The organism is Gordonia sp. NPDC003950 (genome assembly GCF_053605205.1).
In genome coordinates, this window is the sequence record NZ_JBSGIT010000029.1 from 24,636 (window position 1) to 46,774 (window position 22,139).

General features: G+C 68.2%; 19 protein-coding genes. 7 read left to right on the forward strand and 12 right to left on the reverse strand.

Translation table 11 applies throughout. The features are described from left to right. Positions 1–2: 2 nt before the first annotated feature. The 6 genes from ACWETB_RS21000 to thiO all read right to left on the reverse strand — a co-directional run bounded on the left by ACWETB_RS21000 (position 3) and on the right by thiO (position 6,742). Positions 3–2,606, reverse strand: a complete 2,604-nt coding sequence (locus ACWETB_RS21000; RefSeq protein ID WP_452213400.1) for a LuxR C-terminal-related transcriptional regulator — start codon at positions 2,604–2,606, stop codon at positions 3–5. Between the two features lie 71 nt (positions 2,607–2,677). Next, positions 2,678–3,451: an ABC transporter permease gene (locus tag ACWETB_RS21005; protein ID WP_348806156.1), complete on the reverse strand. Its 774-nt coding sequence runs from the start codon at positions 3,449–3,451 to the stop codon at positions 2,678–2,680. Next, complete coding sequence (locus ACWETB_RS21010) at positions 3,448–4,563, reverse strand: ABC transporter ATP-binding protein (protein WP_348806157.1); 1,116 nt, start codon at positions 4,561–4,563, stop codon at positions 3,448–3,450. Before ACWETB_RS21010 ends, ACWETB_RS21005 begins: the two co-directional genes overlap by 4 nt. Before the next feature lie 61 nt (positions 4,564–4,624). Continuing rightward, positions 4,625–5,386: a thiazole synthase gene (gene thiG, locus ACWETB_RS21015; protein WP_348806218.1), complete on the reverse strand. Its 762-nt coding sequence runs from the start codon at positions 5,384–5,386 to the stop codon at positions 4,625–4,627. Between the two features lie 43 nt (positions 5,387–5,429). Next, the gene (thiS, locus tag ACWETB_RS21020) at positions 5,430–5,627 is read right to left on the reverse strand and encodes a sulfur carrier protein ThiS (RefSeq protein ID WP_449742390.1); all 198 of its coding nucleotides are present in this window, start codon (positions 5,625–5,627) and stop codon (positions 5,430–5,432) included. Next, entirely contained in the window at positions 5,624–6,742 is a 1,119-nt protein-coding gene (thiO, locus tag ACWETB_RS21025) for a glycine oxidase ThiO (RefSeq protein WP_348806159.1), read from the reverse strand. Before thiO ends, thiS begins: the two co-directional genes overlap by 4 nt. Positions 6,743–6,886: 144 nt before the next feature. Between thiO and thiE the strand changes: the two genes are divergently transcribed. After that, positions 6,887–7,594: a thiamine phosphate synthase gene (thiE, locus tag ACWETB_RS21030; RefSeq protein WP_348806161.1), complete on the forward strand. Its 708-nt coding sequence runs from the start codon at positions 6,887–6,889 to the stop codon at positions 7,592–7,594. Positions 7,595–8,054: 460 nt separating this feature from the next. Then, a complete protein-coding gene (locus ACWETB_RS21035) occupies positions 8,055–8,423 on the forward strand; it encodes a hypothetical protein (RefSeq protein WP_452213404.1) in 369 nt (122 codons plus the stop codon). Between the two features lie 50 nt (positions 8,424–8,473). Here the strand turns inward: ACWETB_RS21035 and ACWETB_RS21040 are convergent, their stop codons facing one another. Further along, on the reverse strand, positions 8,474–8,953 hold the full coding sequence (locus tag ACWETB_RS21040; protein WP_452213406.1) for an NUDIX hydrolase: 480 nt from the start codon (positions 8,951–8,953) through the stop codon (positions 8,474–8,476). Between the two features lie 378 nt (positions 8,954–9,331). Here ACWETB_RS21040 and ACWETB_RS21045 point away from each other — a divergent pair, with 378 nt between their 5' ends. From ACWETB_RS21045 to ACWETB_RS21055, 3 genes are read left to right on the forward strand one after another with little or no spacing between them, the layout of a single operon-like run. Further along, positions 9,332–10,777: a hypothetical protein gene (locus ACWETB_RS21045; RefSeq protein WP_449742394.1), complete on the forward strand. Its 1,446-nt coding sequence runs from the start codon at positions 9,332–9,334 to the stop codon at positions 10,775–10,777. After that, positions 10,774–11,817, forward strand: coding sequence for a glutamate ABC transporter substrate-binding protein (locus tag ACWETB_RS21050; protein WP_449742395.1), 1,044 nt, complete (start codon positions 10,774–10,776; stop codon positions 11,815–11,817). The genes ACWETB_RS21045 and ACWETB_RS21050 overlap by 4 nt, the downstream gene beginning before the upstream one ends. 6 nt (positions 11,818–11,823) lie before the next feature. Continuing rightward, positions 11,824–14,349, forward strand: coding sequence for a tetratricopeptide repeat protein (locus tag ACWETB_RS21055; RefSeq protein WP_348808421.1), 2,526 nt, complete (start codon positions 11,824–11,826; stop codon positions 14,347–14,349). 93 nt (positions 14,350–14,442) lie between these two features. Here ACWETB_RS21055 and ACWETB_RS21060 read toward each other — a convergent pair whose 3' ends face one another. The 5 genes from ACWETB_RS21060 to ACWETB_RS21080 all read right to left on the reverse strand — a co-directional run bounded on the left by ACWETB_RS21060 (position 14,443) and on the right by ACWETB_RS21080 (position 20,825). Then, positions 14,443–15,957, reverse strand: coding sequence for a flavin-containing monooxygenase (locus ACWETB_RS21060; RefSeq protein ID WP_452213440.1), 1,515 nt, complete (start codon positions 15,955–15,957; stop codon positions 14,443–14,445). A 26-nt stretch (positions 15,958–15,983) separates the two neighbouring features. Next, positions 15,984–16,577, reverse strand: coding sequence for a TetR/AcrR family transcriptional regulator (locus ACWETB_RS21065; RefSeq protein ID WP_449742396.1), 594 nt, complete (start codon positions 16,575–16,577; stop codon positions 15,984–15,986). 302 nt (positions 16,578–16,879) lie between these two features. Continuing rightward, positions 16,880–18,085, reverse strand: a complete 1,206-nt coding sequence (locus tag ACWETB_RS21070) for an acetate kinase (protein ID WP_449742397.1) — start codon at positions 18,083–18,085, stop codon at positions 16,880–16,882. Beyond that, complete coding sequence (gene pta / locus ACWETB_RS21075) at positions 18,082–20,199, reverse strand: phosphate acetyltransferase (RefSeq protein ID WP_452213410.1); 2,118 nt, start codon at positions 20,197–20,199, stop codon at positions 18,082–18,084. Before pta ends, ACWETB_RS21070 begins: the two co-directional genes overlap by 4 nt. Before the next feature lie 38 nt (positions 20,200–20,237). After that, entirely contained in the window at positions 20,238–20,825 is a 588-nt protein-coding gene (locus ACWETB_RS21080) for a TetR/AcrR family transcriptional regulator (RefSeq protein ID WP_449742399.1), read from the reverse strand. A 106-nt stretch (positions 20,826–20,931) separates the two neighbouring features. Here ACWETB_RS21080 and ACWETB_RS21085 point away from each other — a divergent pair, with 106 nt between their 5' ends. Together ACWETB_RS21085 and ACWETB_RS21090 are read left to right on the forward strand one after the other, a co-directional pair. Further along, positions 20,932–21,525 carry a helix-turn-helix domain-containing protein gene (locus ACWETB_RS21085; RefSeq protein WP_449742400.1) on the forward strand — a complete coding sequence of 198 codons (594 nt, stop codon included), beginning with the start codon at positions 20,932–20,934 and terminating at the stop codon, positions 21,523–21,525. Positions 21,526–21,553: 28 nt separating this feature from the next. Beyond that, complete coding sequence (locus tag ACWETB_RS21090; protein ID WP_452213412.1) at positions 21,554–22,087, forward strand: N-acetyltransferase family protein; 534 nt, start codon at positions 21,554–21,556, stop codon at positions 22,085–22,087. Positions 22,088–22,139: the final 52 nt, after the last annotated feature.

The window sequence follows — 22,139 nt, forward strand, 5'->3', positions numbered from 1 at the left end:
GATCACCGTTCCCGGAGAATCAGTGAGGCGATGCCGTCGCGGTCGGTGACGTCGAGTTTGGCGCAGGCCCGGTAGATGTGGCCTTCGACCGTGCGTACCGAGACGGTGAGCCGCTCGGCGATCTGCCGGTTGGACAGTCCCGACGCTACCAGCGTGGCGATCTCGCGTTCGCGGGTGGTGAGCGGCAGCGGCTGCGCCGCCTCGAGTAGTGCCGGGGTGCGCAGACCACCGCAGGCCGCGGCCAGACGATTGGCCATCGACGACGACGCCACCGTCGCCGACCGTTTGCCGGCCTTGTCGTGGATCGCCGACGCCTGCGCGGCGACGTCGGCCGCCGACAGCCGCAGCCCCAGCGCCTCGAGATCGGCGGCACAGACGTCGAGTTCGACCCCGTCACCGGCGGCGAGCGCCTCGGCATGCCGCGCGTACAGGCCCGGTAGCGGACCGTCGATCCGTTCGGCCAGTTCGGCCAGGCGCCCGGCCGGGCCGGCGTCACCGAACCGGACCACGGTGTGCAACGCCTGCGCCTCGACGGCCAGTTGCCCGGTCTGCGCGGCCAGCGCCGCCGCATCCCACGCCCGCCGGATACCCAGTGACACCGTGCCGGCGGCGGCCGCCTGCCAGGCCTCGGCGATGCGCAGCATCGGCCGGAACACCGCGACGTGCCGGCCGTCCCGGGCCCGGGCGCGGGCCAACACGGCCTCGGCGCGGTCGGCCTCACCCAAGGCGCTCAACGCCTGGGCGAGAAAAACATACGCCGGGAAGTTCCACGAGGCCGAGTACTCCTCGCCGTCGAGGGTGGCCAGGGTCTGCTCGATCCGCCGCACCACCGACGAGCAGTCGCCGCGGGCCAGTTCGACCGCGGACACCAGAATCCCGGACATCGCCCAACTGAGGTACTGCGCGGTGTCGGCGAACGCCACGTAGCGTCCGGCGGCGGTGTCGGCGGCGTCGAGTCGGCCGCCGAGGATGAGTCCGAGGATCTCGCCGATCCCGGCCGGATATCGCAGCAGCCCGTCGGTGTACCTCTCGGCCTCGCGGGCCCGCTGGATCAGCGGATCGAGTTCGTCGCCGCGCCCGATGAGGGCCCGGGACAGCATGCCACCGAAGACACCCCATTCGACCGCCCACGGCAGCGCGTCCTCCGGTGCCAGCGCGGCATCCGACAGGCGCAACGCGTCGTCCAACTTGTTCTCGAAAAGCGCACAGGCAGAACTGATTCCGTCGACGATACCCATCAGGTGCGGGTCGGTCACCGCAGCGCGCACCCCCTCGAGGATCGTCGATGCCCGATCGGCGTCGTTCATCACCCAGAACATGTTGCCGACGCGCTGCAACCCGATCCGCAGCTGCAGCGACGCCTCGAGCCCGGTGGTGTCGATGCGCGCCAGGATCGCCTCGGCCTCGTCGGGATGGCCCTGCCACATCAGGGCACGAGAGAGCAGTTCGGCCTCGGCCGGACCGCCACCCTCCTCCAGCGCGGCACGTGCGAATCGCTCCCCCATCGGGGTCTGCGCCAGGTTGAGGGCGTCACCCGCGGCCGCCGACAGCAGACCGAGGTCGACCGCGGATGCGTCACTCTCCAAGGCCAATTCGGCCAGCCGGATCCGGTCGGCGGGTGACGACAGCGAACGCCCGCGCAGGGCCTTCACCAGATTGCCGCGGAGGCGCCGCGACGAGGCGAATCCGAGGCGTCGGCGGATGACCTCACCGAACAGCGGGTGGTGGAAGCCGACGTTGAGGTTGCGGCCCTCCCGTTCGATCCGCACCAGTCCGTCGATCTCGGCCTCCTCGACCGCCTCCTCGCCGGCCACCTCGGCGAGGACGTCGAGATCGAGGGGTTCACACAGGCTCAGATATTTCAGCGCGGTCAGCACCGACTCGTGAAGTTGTTCGATGCGTCCCTCGAGCAGCGAGGCGAGTTCGGAGGTGATGGCCGCGCGCCCGCGCAGCTGCCACACCCCGTTGACCTGCCGCAACGTGTTCGCCTGCCGGGCACCGTCGACGAGATGACGCAGGAACAGCGCGTTCCCGCCGGATGCCGCCCACATCCGGTCGGCCGAGTGTTCCTCGAGCTGACCGCCGAGCACCGACTCCACCAGTTCGACGCTCTCCTCCTTGGTGAACGGCGACAAGGTGATCCGCAGCAGGTGGTTGTCCTTCCACAGCGAGGTCACCGCGTCGGGGACGGTCTCGCCGCTGCGGACCGTCGCCACGATGTGCACCGCGCGGTCGATGGCGAGTTGGTGCAGCAGCGTCGCCGACAACTCGTCGAGCAGGTGCGCGTCGTCGACGCCGATGACGGCGTGACCGTCGGCGAGCAACGATTCGCGGGCCGCCGCGAGGTAGGTGACCGGGTCACTGGAGGTGGCCGTCCCGACCAGGTGGGCGAACACGCCCAACGGGATGCTGCGGGCCGATTCGGTTCCGGCGACCCACCGCACGCCGCTGCCGATGCTCGCGGTGACGTGCCGGGCGAGGGTCGTCTTGCCGACGCCGGAGTCCCCGGTCAGGACCACCCCACCGACGGCGGATTCGCCGCGCAGGGCCGCCGAGATGGCGCGATACTCCTTCTCGCGTTGCACCAGGGGCCAATTCGTTGGCATGGTTGCTGATTTTAGTCCCTTTATCAGCAAATACGCAGGTGAATATCAGCCAACGACATACGGTCGGTTGATCACGCGTCCCGTCGGTTGGTCACCACGACGCCGGCGACGTAGATGACGATGGCGACCACCGCGAAGTACACCAGCGACACATACGAGTTCCAATGGAACACGTCGTCGGCCGAACCGCCGGACAGGAATCGCGACCCATTGGCGAACGGCAGGAACGGGCCGACCCAGTCACGCACCCGCGGAACCGATCCGAGGATGGTCTCCAGCACCAGCATCCACACCAGGACGATGGAGATCGCGCCGGCGGTCTGACGGACCAGCGCACCGATTCCCATCGACAGCAGCACGCACAGCGCGGCGAAGATCGGGGTGCCCCAGATCTGCCGGATCACCGCCGAGTTGCCGAAACCGACGACCGAGGTGCCGAGACCGGCCTGCAGGATCAGGATGCACACGACCGCCAGGACCAGCGTCGTGATCACGGTGAGCGCAACGTAGACGACGGCCTTGCCGATCAACACCAGCGGCCGGTTCGGCACCGCGAGGAACGACGCGCGGATCGTGGAGAACCGGTATTCGCTGGTGATGCCGAGGACCGCCATGATCATCAGGACGATTACGGCGAACTGCTGCAACCCGACCAGGAGCACGGTCATCGCGGAGCCGTCGGCGATCTCGGTGCTGCTCGTTCCGGTCTCGTCGGGTGCCCCGGTGAACAGCGCACTGAACAGCGCGGTGATACCGATGCTGAGCAACACCACCAGCCCCATGCACCAGTACGGGGAGCGGATGGAGCCGAGTTTGATCTGTTCGGCGCGCAGGACGTCGATCACTGCGGACCTCCCTGGGACGGGCCCGGGAACGGCCCCGGTGCGGGCGGGGCAGGCGGGAATCCGGGTGGCGGCACCTGACCGGGTGGCACATACCCCGGTGGTGGCGAGCCGTGGCGCGGCGGACCCGAATGCATACCCGGCTCGGCGCCCGGCATCGCCACACCCATCTCGTGGGCGCCGCCACCCGGCGCCGCCCCGGCACCACCCTGATATTCGACGGCGTGCGCGGTCATCGCCATGAACGCCTCCTCCAGCGATGCCTGCGCGCCGACGAGTTCGTGCAGGGTCACCCCGGCCGCGGCGGCGATGTCGCCGATCCGATCGGTGGTCGATCCGTCGTCGACGACGAACACGGTGCGTCCGTGGGCGTCGATCTCCGGGTGCGGCGTCACGCCGGCGGTGACCAGCGCGTGATGGAGTTGATCCGGATAGGGCGAGCGCACCCGCACGATGGTGCGGGCCGCCGCGGTGAACTCGGCGACCGACTTGTCGGCGATCAGCCGGCCCTGTCCGATGACGATGAGGTGATCGGCGGTCAGCGACATCTCGGTCAGCAGGTGACTGGACACCAGGACGGTCCGGCCCTCGGCGGCCAGCGCTTTCATGAAGTTGCGGATCCAGACGATGCCCTCGGGATCGAGGCCGTTGACCGGCTCGTCGAACAGCAGGGTGTGCGGATCGCCGAGGATCGCGCCGGCCAGTCCGAGGCGCTGCGACATGCCCAGGGAGAAACCCCCGGCGCGTTTGCCCGCGACCTGGGTCAGGCCGACGGTCTCGAGGACCTCGTCGACGCGGGCGGCGGCGATGCCGTTGCTGGCGGCCAGCCACCTCAGGTGTGCCCGGGCGCTGCGGTTGGGGTGCACCCACTTCGCGTCGAGCAGGGCACCGACCTGCCGCAGCGGATGATCGAGGTGACGGTATTCCTTGCCGTCGATGGTGGCGCGTCCCGCGCTCGGCCGGTCCAGTCCCAGCATCATCCGCATGGTGGTGGACTTGCCCGCACCGTTGGGTCCGAGGAAGCCGGTGACGATCCCGGATGCCACCTCGAAACTCAGGTTGTCGACGGCACGCACCGGCCCATAGTCTTTGGTGAGGTTCTCCACTCTCAGCACGGACTCGACAGTACACAGCTTCCGGTGTCGGCCGGGCGGTGCGATGTCTCAGGGTGATGTCTCAGGCGTCGCGGTCGGGCGAGGAGGCGTTCGCCCAGCGTCGCCGCGGAATCCGGCCCGCACCGGCGGCCAACCGGCCGGCGGTGACGCCGTGCCGCATCGCCGCGGCCATCCGTTCCGGATCGTCGGCGCGCGTCACCGCCGTCGCGAGAAGTACTGCGTCACAACCGAGTTCCATGGCGAGAGCGGCGTCGCTCGCGGTTCCGATCCCGGCGTCGAGAACGATCGGTACCGTCGCCCGCGAGACGATCATCTCGATGTTGTGCGGGTTGCGGATACCGAGGCCGGTACCGATCGGCGAGCCCAACGGCATCACCGCCGCCACGCCGAGGTCGGCGAGTCGGGCGGCCAGCACCGGATCGTCGTTGGTGTAGGCGAGTACGACGAATCCGTCGTCGACGAGTTGGGTTGCGGCGTCGAGGAGTTCGACGGGATCGGGCAGCAGCGTCCGCTCGTCGGCGACCACCTCGAGTTTCACCCAGGACGTCTCGAGTGCCTCCCGCGCCAGTCGCGCGGTGAGGACCGCCTCGGCCGCGGTGTGAGCGCCCGCGGTGTTGGGCAGGATGTCGATCCCCAATCGCCGCAGCAGTTCCAGCACGCCGGTGGCACTGTCGGCACTGACCCGCCGGATGGCCACGGTCGTGAGTTCGGTGCCCGAGGCGATCAGTGCGCGGGAGAGAACATCGAGGTTTCCCGCACCGCCGGTACCCATGATCAGGCGTGAGGTGAACTGTTTGTCGGCGATGCGCAGCGGATCGCCGATTCCCGGGTCGACCGCGGTGCCGAACGCGGATTCGGCCGGCGCGCTAGCCACCTTGCACCGCCGTCACGATCTCCACCACGGCACCGTCGGAAAGGCCACGGCCCCAGCCACTTCGGGGTATCACCTCGCCGTCGACGGCCACCGCGATCCCTCGATCGGGCAGACCCATCGTCGACACCAGGTGCGCCACCGAACGGTCGTCGGCGAGGTACATGGTGTTCCCGTTGACCCGTATCGTCATACTCGTTCCCCTTTCGTGACGCCCGCCCCGATCCCGGTCTCCCTCGGCGCCTCGCCCAGCAACTCGAGGACCGCGTCGGATGTGTAGGGCGCCAACATGATTCCGTTGCGCCCGTGACCGGTCGCGATCACCGTCCGGTCGTCGGCCCGTTCGATGATCGGGAGGCCGTCGGGCGAACACGGCCGGAATCCCACCCCCACCTCGGTGAGTGAATACTCGCGCAGGCCCGGATAGACCTCGATCGCGTCGGCGAGCAACTCGGCCACGCCACCGGCCCGTGCCGCACCCGAGGCGTTCCGCCAGTCGGACACGTCACCTTCGTATTGTGTTGCGCCGACGACGATTCCGTCGCTTCTCGGCACCAGGTACACCATCCGGCCGTCCACTCGAGCGCGGATGACGTGCCGCGGCGGCGGTACCGTCCAGCGGTCGGCGGTCAGGCGCAGCACCTCCCCGGCGGCCAGGTGCACCGGGGCCGACGGCCACAGGTCCACCATGCCGGCGCCGGCGGTGAGCAGCACCTGATCGGCGTCGACCTCGGCCGGCGAGGTGATCCGGCGGGTGACGATGGTGCCACCCACTGCTTGCAACGCTGCGCGCAGTGCCGCCAGTAACCGCCGATTGTCCACTGCCCCTTCGCCTCGCGCGAGGTATCCACCGCGCAGCCGCGGCCCGACGGCCGGCTCACGACGACGGATCTCCGCGGCGCCGACGGGTGTCAGGTCGTCGTCGCCGCGCGGTCGGGCCGACCACACGAAGTCGGCGAGTTGGCGGAGGTAGGCGACGTCGGCGGCGGTGGTCGCGACGAACAGTGAGTCGCGGGCCGCGATGATCGACGGGTCGCCGAGTCGCTCGACGAGTGCCGGCCAGCGCCGCACCGAGGCTTCCGAGAGCGCCAGCAATGCGTCCTCGCCGGGATGTCCCTCGCCCAGCGAGCCGAGCATCCCGCCAGCCACGTGCGCGGCGCGGTAATGCTCGCCGGCGTCGAAAACCGTGACGCGCCAACCACGATCGGCGGCGGCCAGTGCGCAGGTGAGGCCGATGACGCCGCCACCGACGACGGCCAGCGTCCGCCCGTGCGGCCGTACGGATTCCGGGATCCGCGAATGATGCATCCGTGCTCCTTCCTTCGCCGGCATGATCCGGATCAGGTGTGACGGTCTGCGGGGGCGGCCCGCACTCTCAGCCCGACGTTCCCCGGACTCCCGTGTGGTGGTGCCAAGCCTACCCCCGACCGCACGGCCGCTACTCTCGTCCCCATGTCGACCGAATCTCGGACTCCCGGGACCGGCCGCGCCGAGGGACCATCCCGGCGCGATCGCCTCACCACCACCCGGCTCTACCTGTGCACCGACGCCCGCCGCGAACGCGGAGACCTGCCGGCCTTTGTCGATGCCGCGCTTTCCGGTGGGGTCGACATCGTGCAACTGCGCGACAAGGGTTCGGCCGGTGAACGCGAGTTCGGCGTGCTCGAGGCCCGCGAGGAACTCGCCATTCTCGCCGACCTGCGCAGCATCGTCGACGCACACGGCGCACTGCTGGCGGTCAACGATCGCGCCGACATCGCCGCACTCGCCGGCGCCGACGTTCTGCATCTCGGCCAGGGCGACCTGCCTCCTGCCGACGCCCGGCGCATCGTCGGCGACGACGTTGTGATCGGCGCCTCCACCCATGACCCGGAGCAGGCCGCGGCGGCGATCGCCGACGGCGACGTCGACTACTTCTGCACCGGACCGTGCTGGGCGACGCCCACCAAACCGGGTCGGGTCGCCGCCGGCCTCGACCTGGTGCGGTCGGTGGCCGCGACCGGCACCGCCAAGCCGTGGTTCGCGATCGGCGGCATCGACGCCGACCGCGTGCCCGAGGTCGTCGACGCCGGGGCCGGACGGATCGTCGTGGTCCGGGCGATCACCGCGGCCGCGGACCCCGCTGCGGCGGCGACCGATCTGCGGAGTCGGCTCGGCTGAACTGACGCAGCACCATTCACCCGCAACCGGAGATGCCGGGAAAGCGACCCCGCGGGCGTGATACGGACCTCCCCTGAGCAGAACTCGGGTCGGGCAGGCTTTACCGTGTCATCCCTACCCACGCGGACTGCCCTGAGTCTGCTCCCGAAACGCGCTTGCCCACCGCCACGAGCCGGGTCTATGGTGGGCGGATCATGTCGTGGACACACATCGCGCTCGTAACCCGCCGCAGCGGGGTCTGATCAGACCGACCCCCCGCTGCGGGGTCGGCGTGCGCTGGATGTCATGCGTTGGAAGTCGGTCACCCACTCTTCGACCGAAACGATGATCCACGATGCCTTCTCGTCACCTCTCGCCCGCACCCTTGTCCTCGGGTGAGCGCGACCCTCATCCGTCCACGTTCCCCTGGTCGCGCTGCGGCGGTCCGATCCCTCGCGGCATTCGCGAGGAGGCATCGGGCATGACCTGGCAAGAGTTCACCGAATCCTATGGCGCGACCGGCGCCATCCGCCTCGGGTCCTTCTCGGTGGCACCGGCCCCGGCGGACATGGTCGAATGCCGGGCCACGATGGCCTACGCCGACCGGATCATGTCGCTGTCGGCCACCTCGACCGGCCCGATCGGCGCCATGACGTCGATGCTGCACGAGATGGGTGCGCACGTCTCGATCCTCACGCTGCATCAGCGCCCGACCGACGACGGATTCGCGTCGTTTCTGCTGTGTGAGCGCGACGACCGGCAGTGCTGGGCCTACGGCGACGGCGCCACCGGCGACGAGGCCAACGTCAAGGCCCTGATCGCGGGCGCCAACCGACTTCTCGAGCCGTAGGCGGCGCAAGACCTGGCCCGGCCGGAACCCTCGGGTCAGGTCGGCAGCGCTCAGGTCGGGTCGAGCGCGGCCAGACGTTCCCGCAACTGAGGCCATGCCTCAGCGAACGCGGGATGCAGCGGCAGACTGTCGACATCGGCCTCGTCGACCCACCGCAGTTCCGCGGATTCACCGTTGGCCACGGTCCGGACCGGCGCGTCGACGTCGGCGATCACCGTCGTGTAGGTCCATGCGTCCACCCGGTGCGTCACCAACGCGGCGACCACTTGCAGGTCGTCGGCCTCGATGCCGGCCTCTTCGTGCGCCTCACGCATCGCCGTGTCGATGGCGCTCTCGTGGGAGTCGCGCGCCCCGCCGGGCAGACCCCAGGTGCCGCCCTGATGGGACCAGACCGCCCGATGTTGCAGCAGGATCAGGGTCCGGCCCTCCTCCTCGTGGGGCGCACGGATCAGCAGTCCCGCCGCTCCGTTCACACCCCAATACCGGCTGCCATCGCCACCGATGACCCAGCCATCCCCGTCTCCGCGCACACATGCCTCCTCGACACCCGAGAATCGCCGGCGACAAACTCACCACCGCCATCCGCGGCGGATGCGTCCGCACCGCCACCGTTCCTCCACCGTATGTGAGGCAGCGCACCTCGGCCAGGGGTGGCGCGCGTGTCAGGCCGATGCGGACGAAGTGGAGAAAACGCCCCGGGGAGGTGGGGCATCGGCCCGTCGACATGTCCTAGGGTTGAAACGGACTCCTCCCCCGGAGCGATTCATCCGATACCGAGCGATTCGCCCGATACCGGACACTGCCACGCCGCGGCGAGGCGTCGGTGGGTGCGCCCTGCCGATGCGGCGGAGCGACCAGCACACTGAGCAGTTCGCTGCCCAGGACCGGCGGCCAGAAGAGGTGACGACGTGACCGGCGACGCATCTGGAGTGCGTACCGCGCTCACGCGCGCGGGTCGCACGATTCGACCGCATCCCACCACCCCGCCGATCCGGCAGGTCCTCACCGACCGTCGCGAACTGATGTCGATGGGCCGGGCGCGCGCCCAGTCACCGCTGGTCACAATGCGTCACTACGCACGCACCACGCCCGGCAAACTCATCATGATCGTCGCCGTCGTGGCCATCGGGATCCTCGCCACCGGCTGGTACGGCTCCACCGTGCTCGAGAAGCGCACCGACTCCCTGAAGTCGATGATCGACGTGGACGAACCCCTCGCCGAGGCATCGCAGGTGCTCTACAGCTCGCTGTCGATCGCCGACGCCGCCGCCAATTCCGCGTTCATCTCCGGCGGTCTGGAATCCCCCGAATTGCGGGCACGCTATTCCGACGCACTGGCCACCGCCTCGGCGTCACTGATGCGGGCGGCGGGCACCTCGGGGGCGCCCGGCGAGGTCAACGACGCCACCGACCGCGCGATCAACGCCGACCTGCAGACCCTCGCCACGACGATCCCCGTCTACAGCGGGCTCATCGAGACCGCCCGTATCAACAACCGGCTCGGCAACCCGGTGGGCAGCGCCTATCTCGGTCAGGCGTCGGCCCTCATGCAGGACCAGATCCTGCCGTCGGCTCAACGACTCTACGATCGACGCTCCACCGCGATCGCCGACCCGCAGCAGGCGCTGACGATCCCGCCCTACGGGGTCTACTTCGGGTTGCTCGTGGTGAGCCTGGCCCTCATCGGGACCTCCCGGTTCCTGGTGCGGCGCACACGACGCCGATTCAACATCGGCGTGCTCGCCGCCCTCGTCGCGATCCTCGGGGGGCTGGCGTGGCTGCTCATCTCCGGATTGGCGTCCGTCGCTGCCACCAATTCTGCGAAGGTCGACGGCGCCGATCCCCTCGGGCAGCTCACCGAGGCTCGCATCCTCACCCAGCAGGCACGGTCGGCGGAGACCCTCTCGCTGGTCCGTCGCAGCGATCAGGCCGATCTCGACCAGACCTTCGCGACCGCCACCGACAGCATCAGTGCGACGTTGACGCATCTGGGTGGGCAAACCGCCGACGACGACGGCGCGCTGTCCTCGGCGCAGGTGGAGTCGGTGAAGTCGGCGCTGGCGCAGTGGCGCGAATCCGACGAGCAGGCCCGTGCGGCGATCGAGAAGGGTGACTTCGCGACCGCCCGCACCCTCACGATCGGCAGCGATCCGTCGAGCACCGCGAGCAGCTACGCCGCGGTCGACTCGGCGTTGACCGACGCGATCACCACCACCCGCAACTCGTTCCGCGACGACATCAACACCGCGCAACGGGTCCTCGGCTACACCGGTACCGGGATCATGGTGCTGTCGCTCTTCGCCGCGGCGGCCCTCGTGCTCGGCATCATCCCGCGGATCCGGGAGTATCGATGAACCCCGTACCGATGAACCCCGGACCGATGAACCCCGGACGGCATCCGCTCACCTCGCGGCGCCACGGCGCGGCACGGTGGATCGTGCTCCTCGGCGCGGTCGTCGTACTGTGCAGCGGTTGCGTGACGTTCACCGCGCCGGAGTCGCCGCCGCCGTCGGCCGCGGGTGTCACACCCACCCCGCCCGGGGTGCAGACCGCGACGACCACCGAGCCGGTGCCGAACTCGCAGTCGTGCAATGCGACGGCGAGTCTGCGTCCACCCGAGCAGATGCCCGAACCCAACGAGATGCCGCCGAACAGCACGATGGCCGTGATCGCCGCCCGCGGTCGGCTGGTCGTCGGCACCGACATCGGCTCCAACCCGTTCAGCTTCCGTGATCCGCTCTCCGGTGACATCCAGGGATTCGATGTCGACATCGCCCGCCAGATCTCCGCGGCCATCTTCGGTGATCCCAATCGGATCGAGTACCGGGTGCTCAGCTCGGCCGACCGCACCGAGGCACTGCGTGACGGCTCCGTCGACGTCGTGGTCAAGACCATGTCGATCACCTGCGACCGTCTCCGAGAAGTCAGTTTCTCGGCCCCGTATTATATTGCGTCGCAACGCATTCTGGCACCCAAGAATTCCGGCATCACCGACGTCGACGGCCTCGCCGACAAGCGCGTGTGCGCCGCGCGCGGAACCACCTCGATCGGCCGGATGCAGGCCGACCAACCGCGTGCCAAGATCATCACCACAACCACATGGGCCGACTGCCTGGTGATGTTGCAGCAGGGCCAGGTCGATGCCGTCACCACCGACGACGCCATCCTGGCCGGGCTCGCCGCACAGGATCCGTGGGTGGAGGTCGTCGGACCGGGTCTCGGTGCCGAATACTACGGAGTGGGCATGCCGCAAGGGCACGATGACATGGTGCGGTTCGTCAACGGAGTCCTCGCGGAGAATAAGGCCAACGGTCAGTGGTATGCCACCTACAACCGGTGGCTGAGCAATCTGGGCCCCAGCTACGGCCCGCCACAGGCAACATATCGGGACTGAGGGACGATGACCGGGCACGACGAGCGCACCGACGAGACACCCGCGTGTGTCGACGTCGGGACGCAACGTGCCGCGCTGGAAGACCTCGACGTCGGGACCCAACGCGCGGAGTCCGACGATCTCGACCCGGGAACCCAGCGCGCATCGCTGGAGGACCTGGATCCGGGAACCCAGCGCGCATCGCTCGACGATCTCGATCCGGGAACCCAGCGATCCGATCCCGCCGACCTCGGGACCATGGCCACCCCGATGACCGGATCGACCGATCCGGTGGTGCGGTCCAGACCGCTCATCCCGACCGAGGCACTCACCTCGGTCGGCCAGACCCGTCGTCTCGTCCCAAAGCGCCGCCCGCAGGTGCACGATCGGCGACTCGGCAGCGGTCTGGTCGAACTCCCGAAGATCACCGACATCGAGCCCGCCGACGCCGTCCTGGACTATCCGGTCATCGCCGAGGCCAAGCGCACCTGCTGGCGCTGCGGCCGACCGGTGGGACGTGACTCTGGTTCGGCTGCAGGCGAACTCACCGGAACCTGCCCGCACTGCGGCGCGCGATACTCCTTCGTTCCCGGACTCGAACCGGGCACCGTCGTCGCCGGACAGTACGAGATCGCCGGCGCCATCGCCCACGGTGGCCTCGGCTGGATCTACCTCGCCATCGACCGCAACGTCTCCGACCGCCCCGTCGTCCTCAAGGGTCTGCTGAATTCGTCCGACTCCGAGGCGCAGCAGGTGGCACTGGCCGAGCGGCAGTTCCTGGCGTCGGTCAATCATCCCGGCATCGTCAAGATCTACAACTTCGTCGAGCACGTCACCGACGACGATCAACGCTTCGGCTACATCGTCATGGAGTACATCGGCGGCCAGACACTCAAGCAGATCACCTCCGGCGGTGCGGATTCCGACTCCGCGCAGGCAACGATGCCCATCGAACAGGCGATGGCCTACATTCTCGAGGTGCTGCCGGCCATCGGATATCTGCACTCGGTGGGACTGGTGTACAACGACGTCAAACCCGAGAACATCATGATCTCCAGCGACGAGGTCAAACTCATCGATCTCGGCGCGGTGTCGGCGATCAACGGGTACGGACACCTGTACGGCACACCGGGATTCCAGGCGCCGGAGATCGTACAGACCGGACCGCAAGTGGTCACCGACATCTACAGCATCGGACGGACCCTGGCGGTCCTGACCGTCGACATGCCCATGGAGAAGGGACGCTATCTCGACGGGCTGCCCGACGCCGAGTCGACACCGGTGTTCGCCGACAACCCGTCGTTCCACATGCTCCTGCGGCGGGCGACCGCGGCCGACCCAGATGACCGCTTCGCCTCCGCCGAGGAGATGACCACGCAGCTGCTGAATGTGTTGCGCGAGACCGTCGCCGTGCACACCGGGGTGCCGCGACCGTCGCTGTCGACGGTGTTCACCCCGCAACGCTCCACCTTCGGGACCGATCTGATGCTCGCTCCCGTCGACGGCTTCTTCGATCCCGATCTCGCCGCCTTCTACGATCCGGTCGACATCGCCCGCGCGCTGCCGGTGCCGCTGGTCAATCCGACCGATCCCGCTGCCGGACTGCTCAATTCGGCGGCGCTGTCGGATCCGCGCCAGACCCTCGACTCGATCGGCGCGGCCCGGGCCGAAGGTTTCGCATCACTGCTGGGCCGCCCGGCCACCAGCGCCCACCCGTCGCTGGAGATCGACCTCGCCGAGGCCCGAGCACACCTCGAACTCGACGACGTCGACACCGCACTGGCCGTGTTGCGGGATGTCTCTGCCCAGCACGGGGATTCGTGGCGGGTGCAGTGGTACATGGGTATCTGCGCCCTGATGAACGACGAACCGGAGTTGGCCCACGCCCGCTTCACCGACGTCCTGGCCGCGATGCCCGGTGAGGTGGCACCCAAGTTGGCGACCGCCGGCACCTCCGAACTCATCGGACGATGGCTCACCGACGAGAAACAGCCGACCGACGATGCCGACGGCGCTCCCGATGCGCGCATCGAGGAGATGTACGCGATCGCCGCACACCATTATCACGACCTGTGGCTGACCGACCACAGCATCGTCACCGCCGCCTTCGGGCTGGCGCGCCTCGCCGTGGCCCGCGGCGACTTCGACGCCGCGATCGAACCGCTCGACGAGGTCCCCCCGACGAGCCGTCACTACAACACCGCCCGGGCCACCGCCGTGCTCGCTCTGGTCCACGGACGCGATCCGCAGTTGGTGGAGAAACGTCAGATCATCGAGGCGGCACAGCGTCTGGAGGCGATGCCGGATTCCGAGCCCCGCAAGGCGCGTCTCCAACTCATCGTGCTCGGCACCACGATGGGGTGGATCATGGCCCATCCCGAGGAGGCCGGCACCCCGGCCACCGTGCTCGGCGTGCCGTTCACCGAACGTGGACTCCGCGCCGGAACCGAACGCGCACTGCGCTCACTGGCCCGTCAGATGCGCAGCAACCGCGATCATCGTTTCCTGCTCGTCGACCTCGCGAACTACGTGCGGCCCGACAGTCTGTTCTGACGTCGTCCCGTCGAGTGGGCGCCCTTCTCCGTCGAGTGGGCGCCCTTCTCCGTCGAGTGGGCGCCATATCCCGTCGAGTGGGCGCCTCGCGTTCTACCGCCGCACCGACGACCCGGCACGCGCCGAGATCGTGTGATCGCCCGACAGGAATTGCGACATCATCCGGCGGTAGGTGGCGGTGTAGGTCGGCCACATCACCGAGTTCCGGCCGGTCGAGTCGAAATACCAACTGCCACAGCCACCGGAGTTCCAGACGGTCGACGCGAGCCGGGCATCGATGTCGGCCACGTACCGATCGTGGGCGGCCTGCGTCACCTCGACGGTGCCCCCGCCGTGCGCGGCGAGATAGGTCAGCACCTGGCCGATGTAGTAGGCCTGCGCCTCGAGCATCAGCACGATCGACGAGTGGCCGAGGTTCGTGTTCGGGCCGTACATCAAGAACAGGTTGGGGAAGTCCGGGATCTCGACACCGCGGTAGGCGCTCGGCGATGCGTGCCAGACCTCGTCAAGTCGCCGTCCGTCGCGGCCGGTGATGACCGACGCCAGCGGTGGGGCGGTGGGCGTGAACCCGGTGGCGAAAACGACGGTGTCGACCTCGAATTCGGCGCCGTCGGCGCTCACCGCACCGGTCGGGGTCAGACGCGCCAGGGCACCGGTGACGGTGGTGTGCGGATGGACGAGCGCCGGGTACCACTTGTTGGAGATCAGGATTCGTTTGCATCCGATGCTGAAATCCGGGGTGAGGCGCCGACGCAGGCCCTCGTCGGCGATCTGATGATGCAGATGCCGCAGTGAGATGGCGCGGAAGATATTGAGGAGTTTGCGGTGGTGCGCCATCGCCATCACATGGAACTCGTGAGTGAGCCAGGTGAATCGCCGCGCAGCCCGATGCAGCTTCGGGAAGCGTTTGTAGGCAGCCTGTTCCACCGGCCCGATGGTGCGATCCAGGCGCGGGATCACCCACGACGGGGTGCGCTGGAAGACCACCAGTTGGTCGACGTCGTCCACGATCTCGGGCACGACCTGGATGGCCGACGCACCGCTCCCCACCACCGCGACCCGACGACCGACGAGGCTGTGCCCATGGTCCCACCGTGCGGTGTGAAAGACGTTGCCGGAGAAGTCCTCCAGGCCGTCGACCGCCGGAATGGTCGGGGCCGACAACGCCCCGGGCGCCGCTATCAGGTAGGTGGCCAGTATGGTGCCACTCGAGGTGTCCACCCGCCAACGACCCTGATCGGCATCCCACTCCGCCGCGAGAACTTCACAGTCATAACGGATCTGATCGTCGAAGTCCCGCGCGACACCCTCGAGGTAGTTCTTGATCTCCCAACCACGGCCGTAGGTGTGCGACCAGTCGGGCTTGTGGGCGAACGAGAGTGAGTACAGGGATGTGGGCACGTCGCAGGCTGCGCCGGGATAACTGTTGTCACGCCAGACGCCACCGGGGCCGTCGGCACGTTCGACGGCGACCACCGTGAGATGCGGGTGGTCGGTGCGCAGTCGGTGCAGCGCGGCCAGTCCGCCGAATCCGGTGCCGACGATGAGGACGTCGACGCACTCGTTGCCGCCGCTCGGCTCTGAGCCGCCCCTGGCGGGCGGTTGCATGCCGGGTCGATCGGTGGGAGTGAGAGTCATTGTCGGAGCGCCTCGGTGAAGGTGGTGAAGATGCGACGGGCGACGTCGCGGTCGGTGGAGGGGTCGCGCAGCAAGCGCGAAATGGCCAGTCCACGAGCGAGTTCGGCGGCCACCTCGATCTGTTCCGCGGAGTAGCGGTGCCCGAACAGTTCGAGACCGGTGGTCAGCAACTCCTCGGCGATGCGCCGCTCCACCGGGATCAGTGCTTCCCGCAGTGCGGGATCGGTCCGCGAGGCGACCCAGAGTTCCAGCGCCGCGTAGAACAGCGGACCGTCGAACACGTCGAGCAGCAGGTCCAGGTCCGGTTCGGCCGCGCCGGCACGTTCGATGATCTCGGCCTTGCGCCGGTCGACGAGGTAACCGATCGCGGCCACCACCAGCGATTCCCGTGTCGGGAACTGATGAAGCAGCGCACCGCGTGACACCCCGGCCCGCCGATTGACCTCCTGGGTGGTGGTGGCACCGTACCCACGCTCGATCAGCAACTCGACGGTGGCGTCGAGCACCTTGTCGCGCGTCGCCGCCGAGCGTTGCGCCTGAGTGCGCGGGGCGGGCGCCGTCGGGACGGGAGTGGTCGTCGTTTCGGACACTCCGTGATCGTATCCGCCTACTTACAATCAGTCCAGACTGTTTTGTGCGCGGTTCTCGCCGGCCGACACCGCGACCCCGTTGACGGCGCTCACCTCACCGTTGACTGCGCTCTGGGGTCGTTCCAGCGCAACCTACGGAGGCCTCGACACCTCCCTCGGCCAGCGCCTCGTCGGGCGCGACCGACGGGTGGGCGAGCGCCGTCAGTGGGTCGGCGAACCCCGTGAGTGAGTGTGTGAGCGCCGTCAACGCGCGGGTGAGCGCTGTCAACGTAGAGGCGAGCGCCGTCAGTGCGGCACGCGCACTACTCCTCGACGACTTCCGCCGACTGCCGTGCGATGGCGAGTTCCTCGTTGGTGGGGATCACCAGGACGGTGACCGGGCTGTCGTCGGTGGAGATGCGTCGTGGTTGCCTGCTGCGCACCGCGTTACGTTCCGGGTCGACGACGATGCCGTAGTTCTCCAGCCCGGCGAGGGCGTCGGCCCGGACCGACGCCGCGTTCTCGCCGACGCCCGCGGTGAAGGTGATGGCGTCCACCCGTCCCAGGTCGATCATGTAGGCCCCGATGTAGCGGCGCAACCGGTGGATGTAGACGTCGTAGGCCAGCTTAGCGGCCGGGTCGCCGTCGGCGATTCGCTGTGTGACGGAACGGAAGTCGTTGTCTCCGCAGAGCCCCTTGAGGCCCGAGTTCTTGTTCAGCAGGGTGTTGATTTGATCGGCATTCAGTTTGACGACGCGGTGCAGATGCAGCACGACGCCCGGGTCGATGTCACCGCTGCGGGTACCCATCACCAGCCCCTCCAGCGGCGTCATACCCATGCTGGTATCGATGGGGTCGCCTCCCCGGATCGCCGAGGCGGACGCACCGTTACCCAGATGCAGCACAATCTGATTGACGTCGGACGGTTCCTTGCCCAGCAGGTCCGGCACCTGCTCGGAGACGAACTGATGGCTGGTCCCGTGGAAACCGTAGCGGCGAATGGCATGCAGTTTCGCGACGCCGCGATCGATGGCATAGGTGGCGGCCGCCTCGGGCAGCGCGTGAAAGAAGGCCGTGTCGAAGACGGCCACCGAGGGCACGTCGGGAAGCTTGTCCCGGGCCGCTTGGATACCGATGAGATTGGCCGGGTTATGCAGCGGCGCAAGCGAAGAGATGCGTTCGATCTCACTGATGACGTAGTCATCGATCAGCGTCGGCTCGAAGAACGTCCGCCCGCCGTGCACCACTCGGTGCCCCACCGCCGACAGCCCCGCGTTCGCGAGGTCGATACCACCTTCGGCGAACAAGGCCATCACCCGGGCGATGGCCGCGGCATGGTCGAGGAGTTCGAGTTTCTCGGTGATCTCCTCACCGGCCTGGACGTGGGTGATCGTTCCCTCGTCCTCACCGATGCGTTCGGCGATCCCCTCCGCGATGACCACCTCGCTACCCGGATGCACGAGTTGATATTTCAGCGATGACGATCCGGCGTTGAGAACCAGCACCGACCCGGCGATCTGGTCGGTCATCGGGTGACTTCCTCGGCGGCCATGTTCTGCGCCTGGATCGCGGTGATGGCGACGGTGTTGACGATGTCGTCGACCAGCGCACCACGCGACAGGTCGTTGATCGGCCGTCGAATACCTTGCAGCACCGGCCCGATGGCGATGGCGCCGGCGCTGCGCTGCACGGCCTTGTAGGTGTTGTTGCCGGTGTTGAGATCCGGGAAGATCAGCACCGTGGCGCGCCCGGCGACCGGCGAGTCGGGCATCTTCGTCTTTGCGACGGACGGTTCGACCGCCGCGTCGTACTGAATCGGGCCTTCCACCAACAGATGTGGGGCGCGCTCCCGGACGAGTTCGGTGGCCACGCGCACCTTGTCGACGTCGGCACCGGTTCCCGAACTCCCCGTCGAGTACGACAGCATCGCCACCCGAGGCTCGATCCCGAAGCCCGATGCCGTGGTCGCAGAGGAGATGGCGATGTCGGCGAGTTGCTCGGCGGTGGGATCGGGCACGATGGCACAGTCGCCGTAGGCCAGCACCTTGTCGGCCAGGCACATGAAGAACACACTCGAGACGGTGGAGACGCCGGGTGCGGTCTTGATGACCTCGAAGGCCGGGCGGATGGTGTGTGCGGTGGTGTGCGCCGCGCCACTGACCATGCCGTCGGCGCGACCGGTGTAGACGAGCATCGTGCCGAAATACGAGACGTCGCGCATCCGCTCCTGCGCCTGCTCGAAATCCATCCCCTTGTGCTTGCGGAGTTCGGCGTAGATCGTCGCGAATTCGTCGGTGAGTGGCGAGGTTCCGGGATCGATGATCTCGACGCCGGTGATGTCGATACCGAGATCCTGCGCTCGCCGGCCGACCGCGTCGGGATCGCCGAGGATGATCAGCGAGACCACATCGCGACGCAGCAGACGTCCGGCGGCGCGCAGGATGCGATCGTCTCCACCCTCGGGGAGCACGATGCATTTCCTGTCGGCGCGGGCACGGGCGATCAGCCCGTACTCGAACATCTGCGGCGTGGTCACCTGACTGGTCGGCACCTTGAGGACGCTCATCATCTCGTCGGCGTCGACGTGGCGCTCCATCAGTTCCAGTGCGGCCTCGATCTTGCGGACCGATCCGACCGCCACCCGCCCGCGGGTCTTGGCCGCGGTGCGCGCGGTTTCGTAGGTCCCCTGTTCGCAGGCCAGGATCGGCAACGTCGACTTCAGGCCGCTGACGAGTGCGTCGATCATCGGATGGGGATGCAGCCCACCGTTGAGTATGATGCCGGTCAGCCGCGGAAAACCTTGTGCGGCATTGGCGGTCACCAGCGCGAGCAGGACGTCGGACCGGTCGGCCGGGGCGATCACGACCATGCCGTCGCTGAGGCGTTCGAGGATGTGCTCGACGGTCATGCCGCCGACCATCACGTTCAGCGCCTCCCGGTCGAGCAGTTCGGGGTCCCCACTGAACAGCGAGGCACCGAGCGCCTCCTGGAGTTCGGCCATGGTGGGCGCGAACAGCACCGGGTCCTCGGGCAGGCACCAGGCCGGCACCGGTACCCTCTCAAGTTCGGCACGAATCCGTGACATCTGTTGCGGATCACAGCGATTGGCGACGATCGCCGCGGTGGTGGCGTGGATGGCCGCGATCTCGGCGAGCAGATGTTCGGCGAGATCGCGCACCTCGCCGGCAGTATGACCGGATGCGTTGAGCGCCAGGATGATCGGTGCCGAGAGGTTGGCCGCGACGCGGGCGTTGAAGGCCAGCTCGGACGGATTGCCCACGTCGGTGTAGTCCGAACCGAGGATGACCACGGCGTCACATCGCGATTCCACGACGTGGAAACGGGCGACGATCTCGGCGATCGCCCCCTCGGGCGCGGCGTGCACCTGGTCGTAGGTGACGCCGATGCAGTCGTCGTAGTCGACGTCGGCCGAGGCGTGCTCGATGAGCATCTCCAGCAGGAAGTCGCGTTCGGAGGCGACGGCCCGCGAGATTGGCCGGAATACGCCGACCCGACCACCTGTCGCCGACAGCAACGCGAGCACACCCAGCGCGATCGTTGACTTTCCGGTACCCCCCTCGGCCGAGGCGATGTAGATACTCGTCGACGGGGCGTTCGCGCTGTCCTCGCTGGCTGCGGTCATGGTGTCTTAGCCTAGCGATACCCGCCCGGCCAGGCGCCCTATTGACCGGTCGGTTCGGTATCCTCCGGCTGCGCGGCGTCCGCGACGATCGCGCGCACCACCAGGTCGGCCACCTCCTCATCGGACAAAGCGCTCTGCGGGACGAGCATGACCGAGTAGATCACCCGCACCAGGAATTCAGCGGCTCCTCGCGGATCGGGCACCAGATGTTCACCGATCTCCGGTTCGAGGTCCTGTAGTGCTTCGTCGACGATCCGCTCCACCAGCGACGGCCCGGCGGCGGCGTCGGTGCTGATGATCGCCCGGACGATCTCCTCGGGTTCCTTGCGCAGCACGTACTGCAGGGCCTCGTGCTCCCGGATGTAGGGCAGCACGTTGCGGATCTGGGCGCGGACCTTGCCGGCCGCGTCCGGTTCGCTCGCCGCCCAGTCACGCAGCAGCACCCGCAACTGCGCGACCTCACGCTCGACGATGGCCGCAACCAGCGCATCGCGCCCACCGAACATGCGATACGCGGTGGCCCGTGCGACACCCGCGTGGCGAGCCACCGACGTCAGGCTCAGCGCCTTGGCCCCGAAGCGGGACACCAGGCTGACCCCGACGTCCACCATCCGATCGCGTTCCATGAGAAAACGTTAGCGAACGGGTCGCAATCGGGGTGATGCGCCGCGCACGACGTCACAGTCATGTCACTGTTGTACGCATAGGTGTCGATCATAGTAGTCTCGCCGCATGCCCCCCGACGGACCCGCCGCGCCGACCGCGCTGACCACCGCCATCGCCGACGCGGTCCGCAGCGCCCGCCTCGAACGCGACATGACCGTCGCCACCCTGGCCACCGAGTCGGCCGTCTCGCGCGCGATGATCACCAAGATCGAACGCGGAGACGCCCAGCCGACGGCCGCGCTGCTCGCGAAACTCGCCAACGCCCTGGGCCTGACACTCTCGGAGCTGATCGCCCGCGCCGAGAATTCCGAGGCGCGGCTGGCCCGTCGGGACGAACAACCCACCTGGACCGACCCCGACACCGGATACCGCCGACGAGCCATATCCCCCTCCGCCGCACACGATCTCGAACTCGTCGAGGTCGATCTCCCACCCGGCTCACAGGTCTCCTACCCCGCAGAGTCGTATCGCTTCATCGATCAGCAGATCTGGGTCCTGGCCGGCACGCTCAGATTCGACGAGGGATCAGCGACCCACGAACTCCACACCGGCGACTGCCTGTCACTCGGCGCGCCGTCCCCATGCCGATTCCACAATCCGTCCACCACCGAAGCGTGTCGTTATCTTGTTGTGCTCCACAAAGTTTCCCGACCGCGCTGACACCGGATCTACCTTGAGAGGCCCCACCATGGACATCCGCGACGCCACCGACCTCGACGCCGAGGGCATCACCGTCATCTACAACGACGCCGTCGCACACACCACGGCAATCTGGAACGAGCGCCTCGTCGACGCCGACAACCGCCGCGCATGGATCGCCGACCGTCGGGCCGCCGGATTCCCCGTTCTCGTTGCCGTGGAACCGGACCCGGCCAATCCCGACGCGGAGCGGGTCCTCGGCTACGCCACCTACGGCCCGTTTCGCCCCCACGACGGCTTCCGCCGCACCGTCGAGCACTCAGTGTATGTCCGTGGGGATCAACGGGGTCGCGGCCTGGGCACCGATCTGATGGCGGCCCTGCTCGATCGGGCGCGCAACTCCGGCGTGCACGTCGTCGTCGCCGGGATCGATGCCGCCAACACCGGGTCGATCCGGTTGCATGAGCGACTCGGCTTCACCCGCGTGGGGACGCTGCGCGAGGTCGGTACGAAGTTCGGATCATGGCTGGATCTCGCTTTCCTGCAACTGATTCTCGACGACGGGACGCCCGCCGACCGGTGAGGCGGATCGGCGGGTTCGCCGACGGCCACCGCCAGAGCGGCAGAGCCTTGCC

Excerpts from the sequence above, each read along its gene's own strand:
- ACWETB_RS21085 (WP_449742400.1), top strand. The coding sequence starts at position 20,932 with ATGCCCCCCGACGGACCCGCCGCGCCGACCGCGCTGACCACCGCCATC.
- thiE (WP_348806161.1), top strand. The coding sequence starts at position 6,887 with ATGTCGACCGAATCTCGGACTCCCGGGACCGGCCGCGCCGAGGGACCA.
- ACWETB_RS21070 (WP_449742397.1), bottom strand. The coding sequence starts at position 18,085 with ATGACCGACCAGATCGCCGGGTCGGTGCTGGTTCTCAACGCCGGATCG.
- ACWETB_RS21050 (WP_449742395.1), top strand. The coding sequence starts at position 10,774 with ATGAACCCCGTACCGATGAACCCCGGACCGATGAACCCCGGACGGCAT.
- ACWETB_RS21080 (WP_449742399.1), bottom strand. The coding sequence starts at position 20,825 with ATGGAACGCGATCGGATGGTGGACGTCGGGGTCAGCCTGGTGTCCCGC.
- ACWETB_RS21090 (WP_452213412.1), top strand. The coding sequence starts at position 21,554 with ATGGACATCCGCGACGCCACCGACCTCGACGCCGAGGGCATCACCGTC.
- ACWETB_RS21060 (WP_452213440.1), bottom strand. The coding sequence starts at position 15,957 with ATGCAACCGCCCGCCAGGGGCGGCTCAGAGCCGAGCGGCGGCAACGAG.
- thiO (WP_348806159.1), bottom strand. The coding sequence starts at position 6,742 with ATGCATCATTCGCGGATCCCGGAATCCGTACGGCCGCACGGGCGGACG.
- pta (WP_452213410.1), bottom strand. The coding sequence starts at position 20,199 with ATGACCGCAGCCAGCGAGGACAGCGCGAACGCCCCGTCGACGAGTATC.
- ACWETB_RS21035 (WP_452213404.1), top strand. The coding sequence starts at position 8,055 with ATGACCTGGCAAGAGTTCACCGAATCCTATGGCGCGACCGGCGCCATC.
- ACWETB_RS21000 (WP_452213400.1), bottom strand. The coding sequence starts at position 2,606 with ATGCCAACGAATTGGCCCCTGGTGCAACGCGAGAAGGAGTATCGCGCC.
- thiS (WP_449742390.1), bottom strand. The coding sequence starts at position 5,627 with ATGACGATACGGGTCAACGGGAACACCATGTACCTCGCCGACGACCGT.
- ACWETB_RS21055 (WP_348808421.1), top strand. The coding sequence starts at position 11,824 with ATGACCGGGCACGACGAGCGCACCGACGAGACACCCGCGTGTGTCGAC.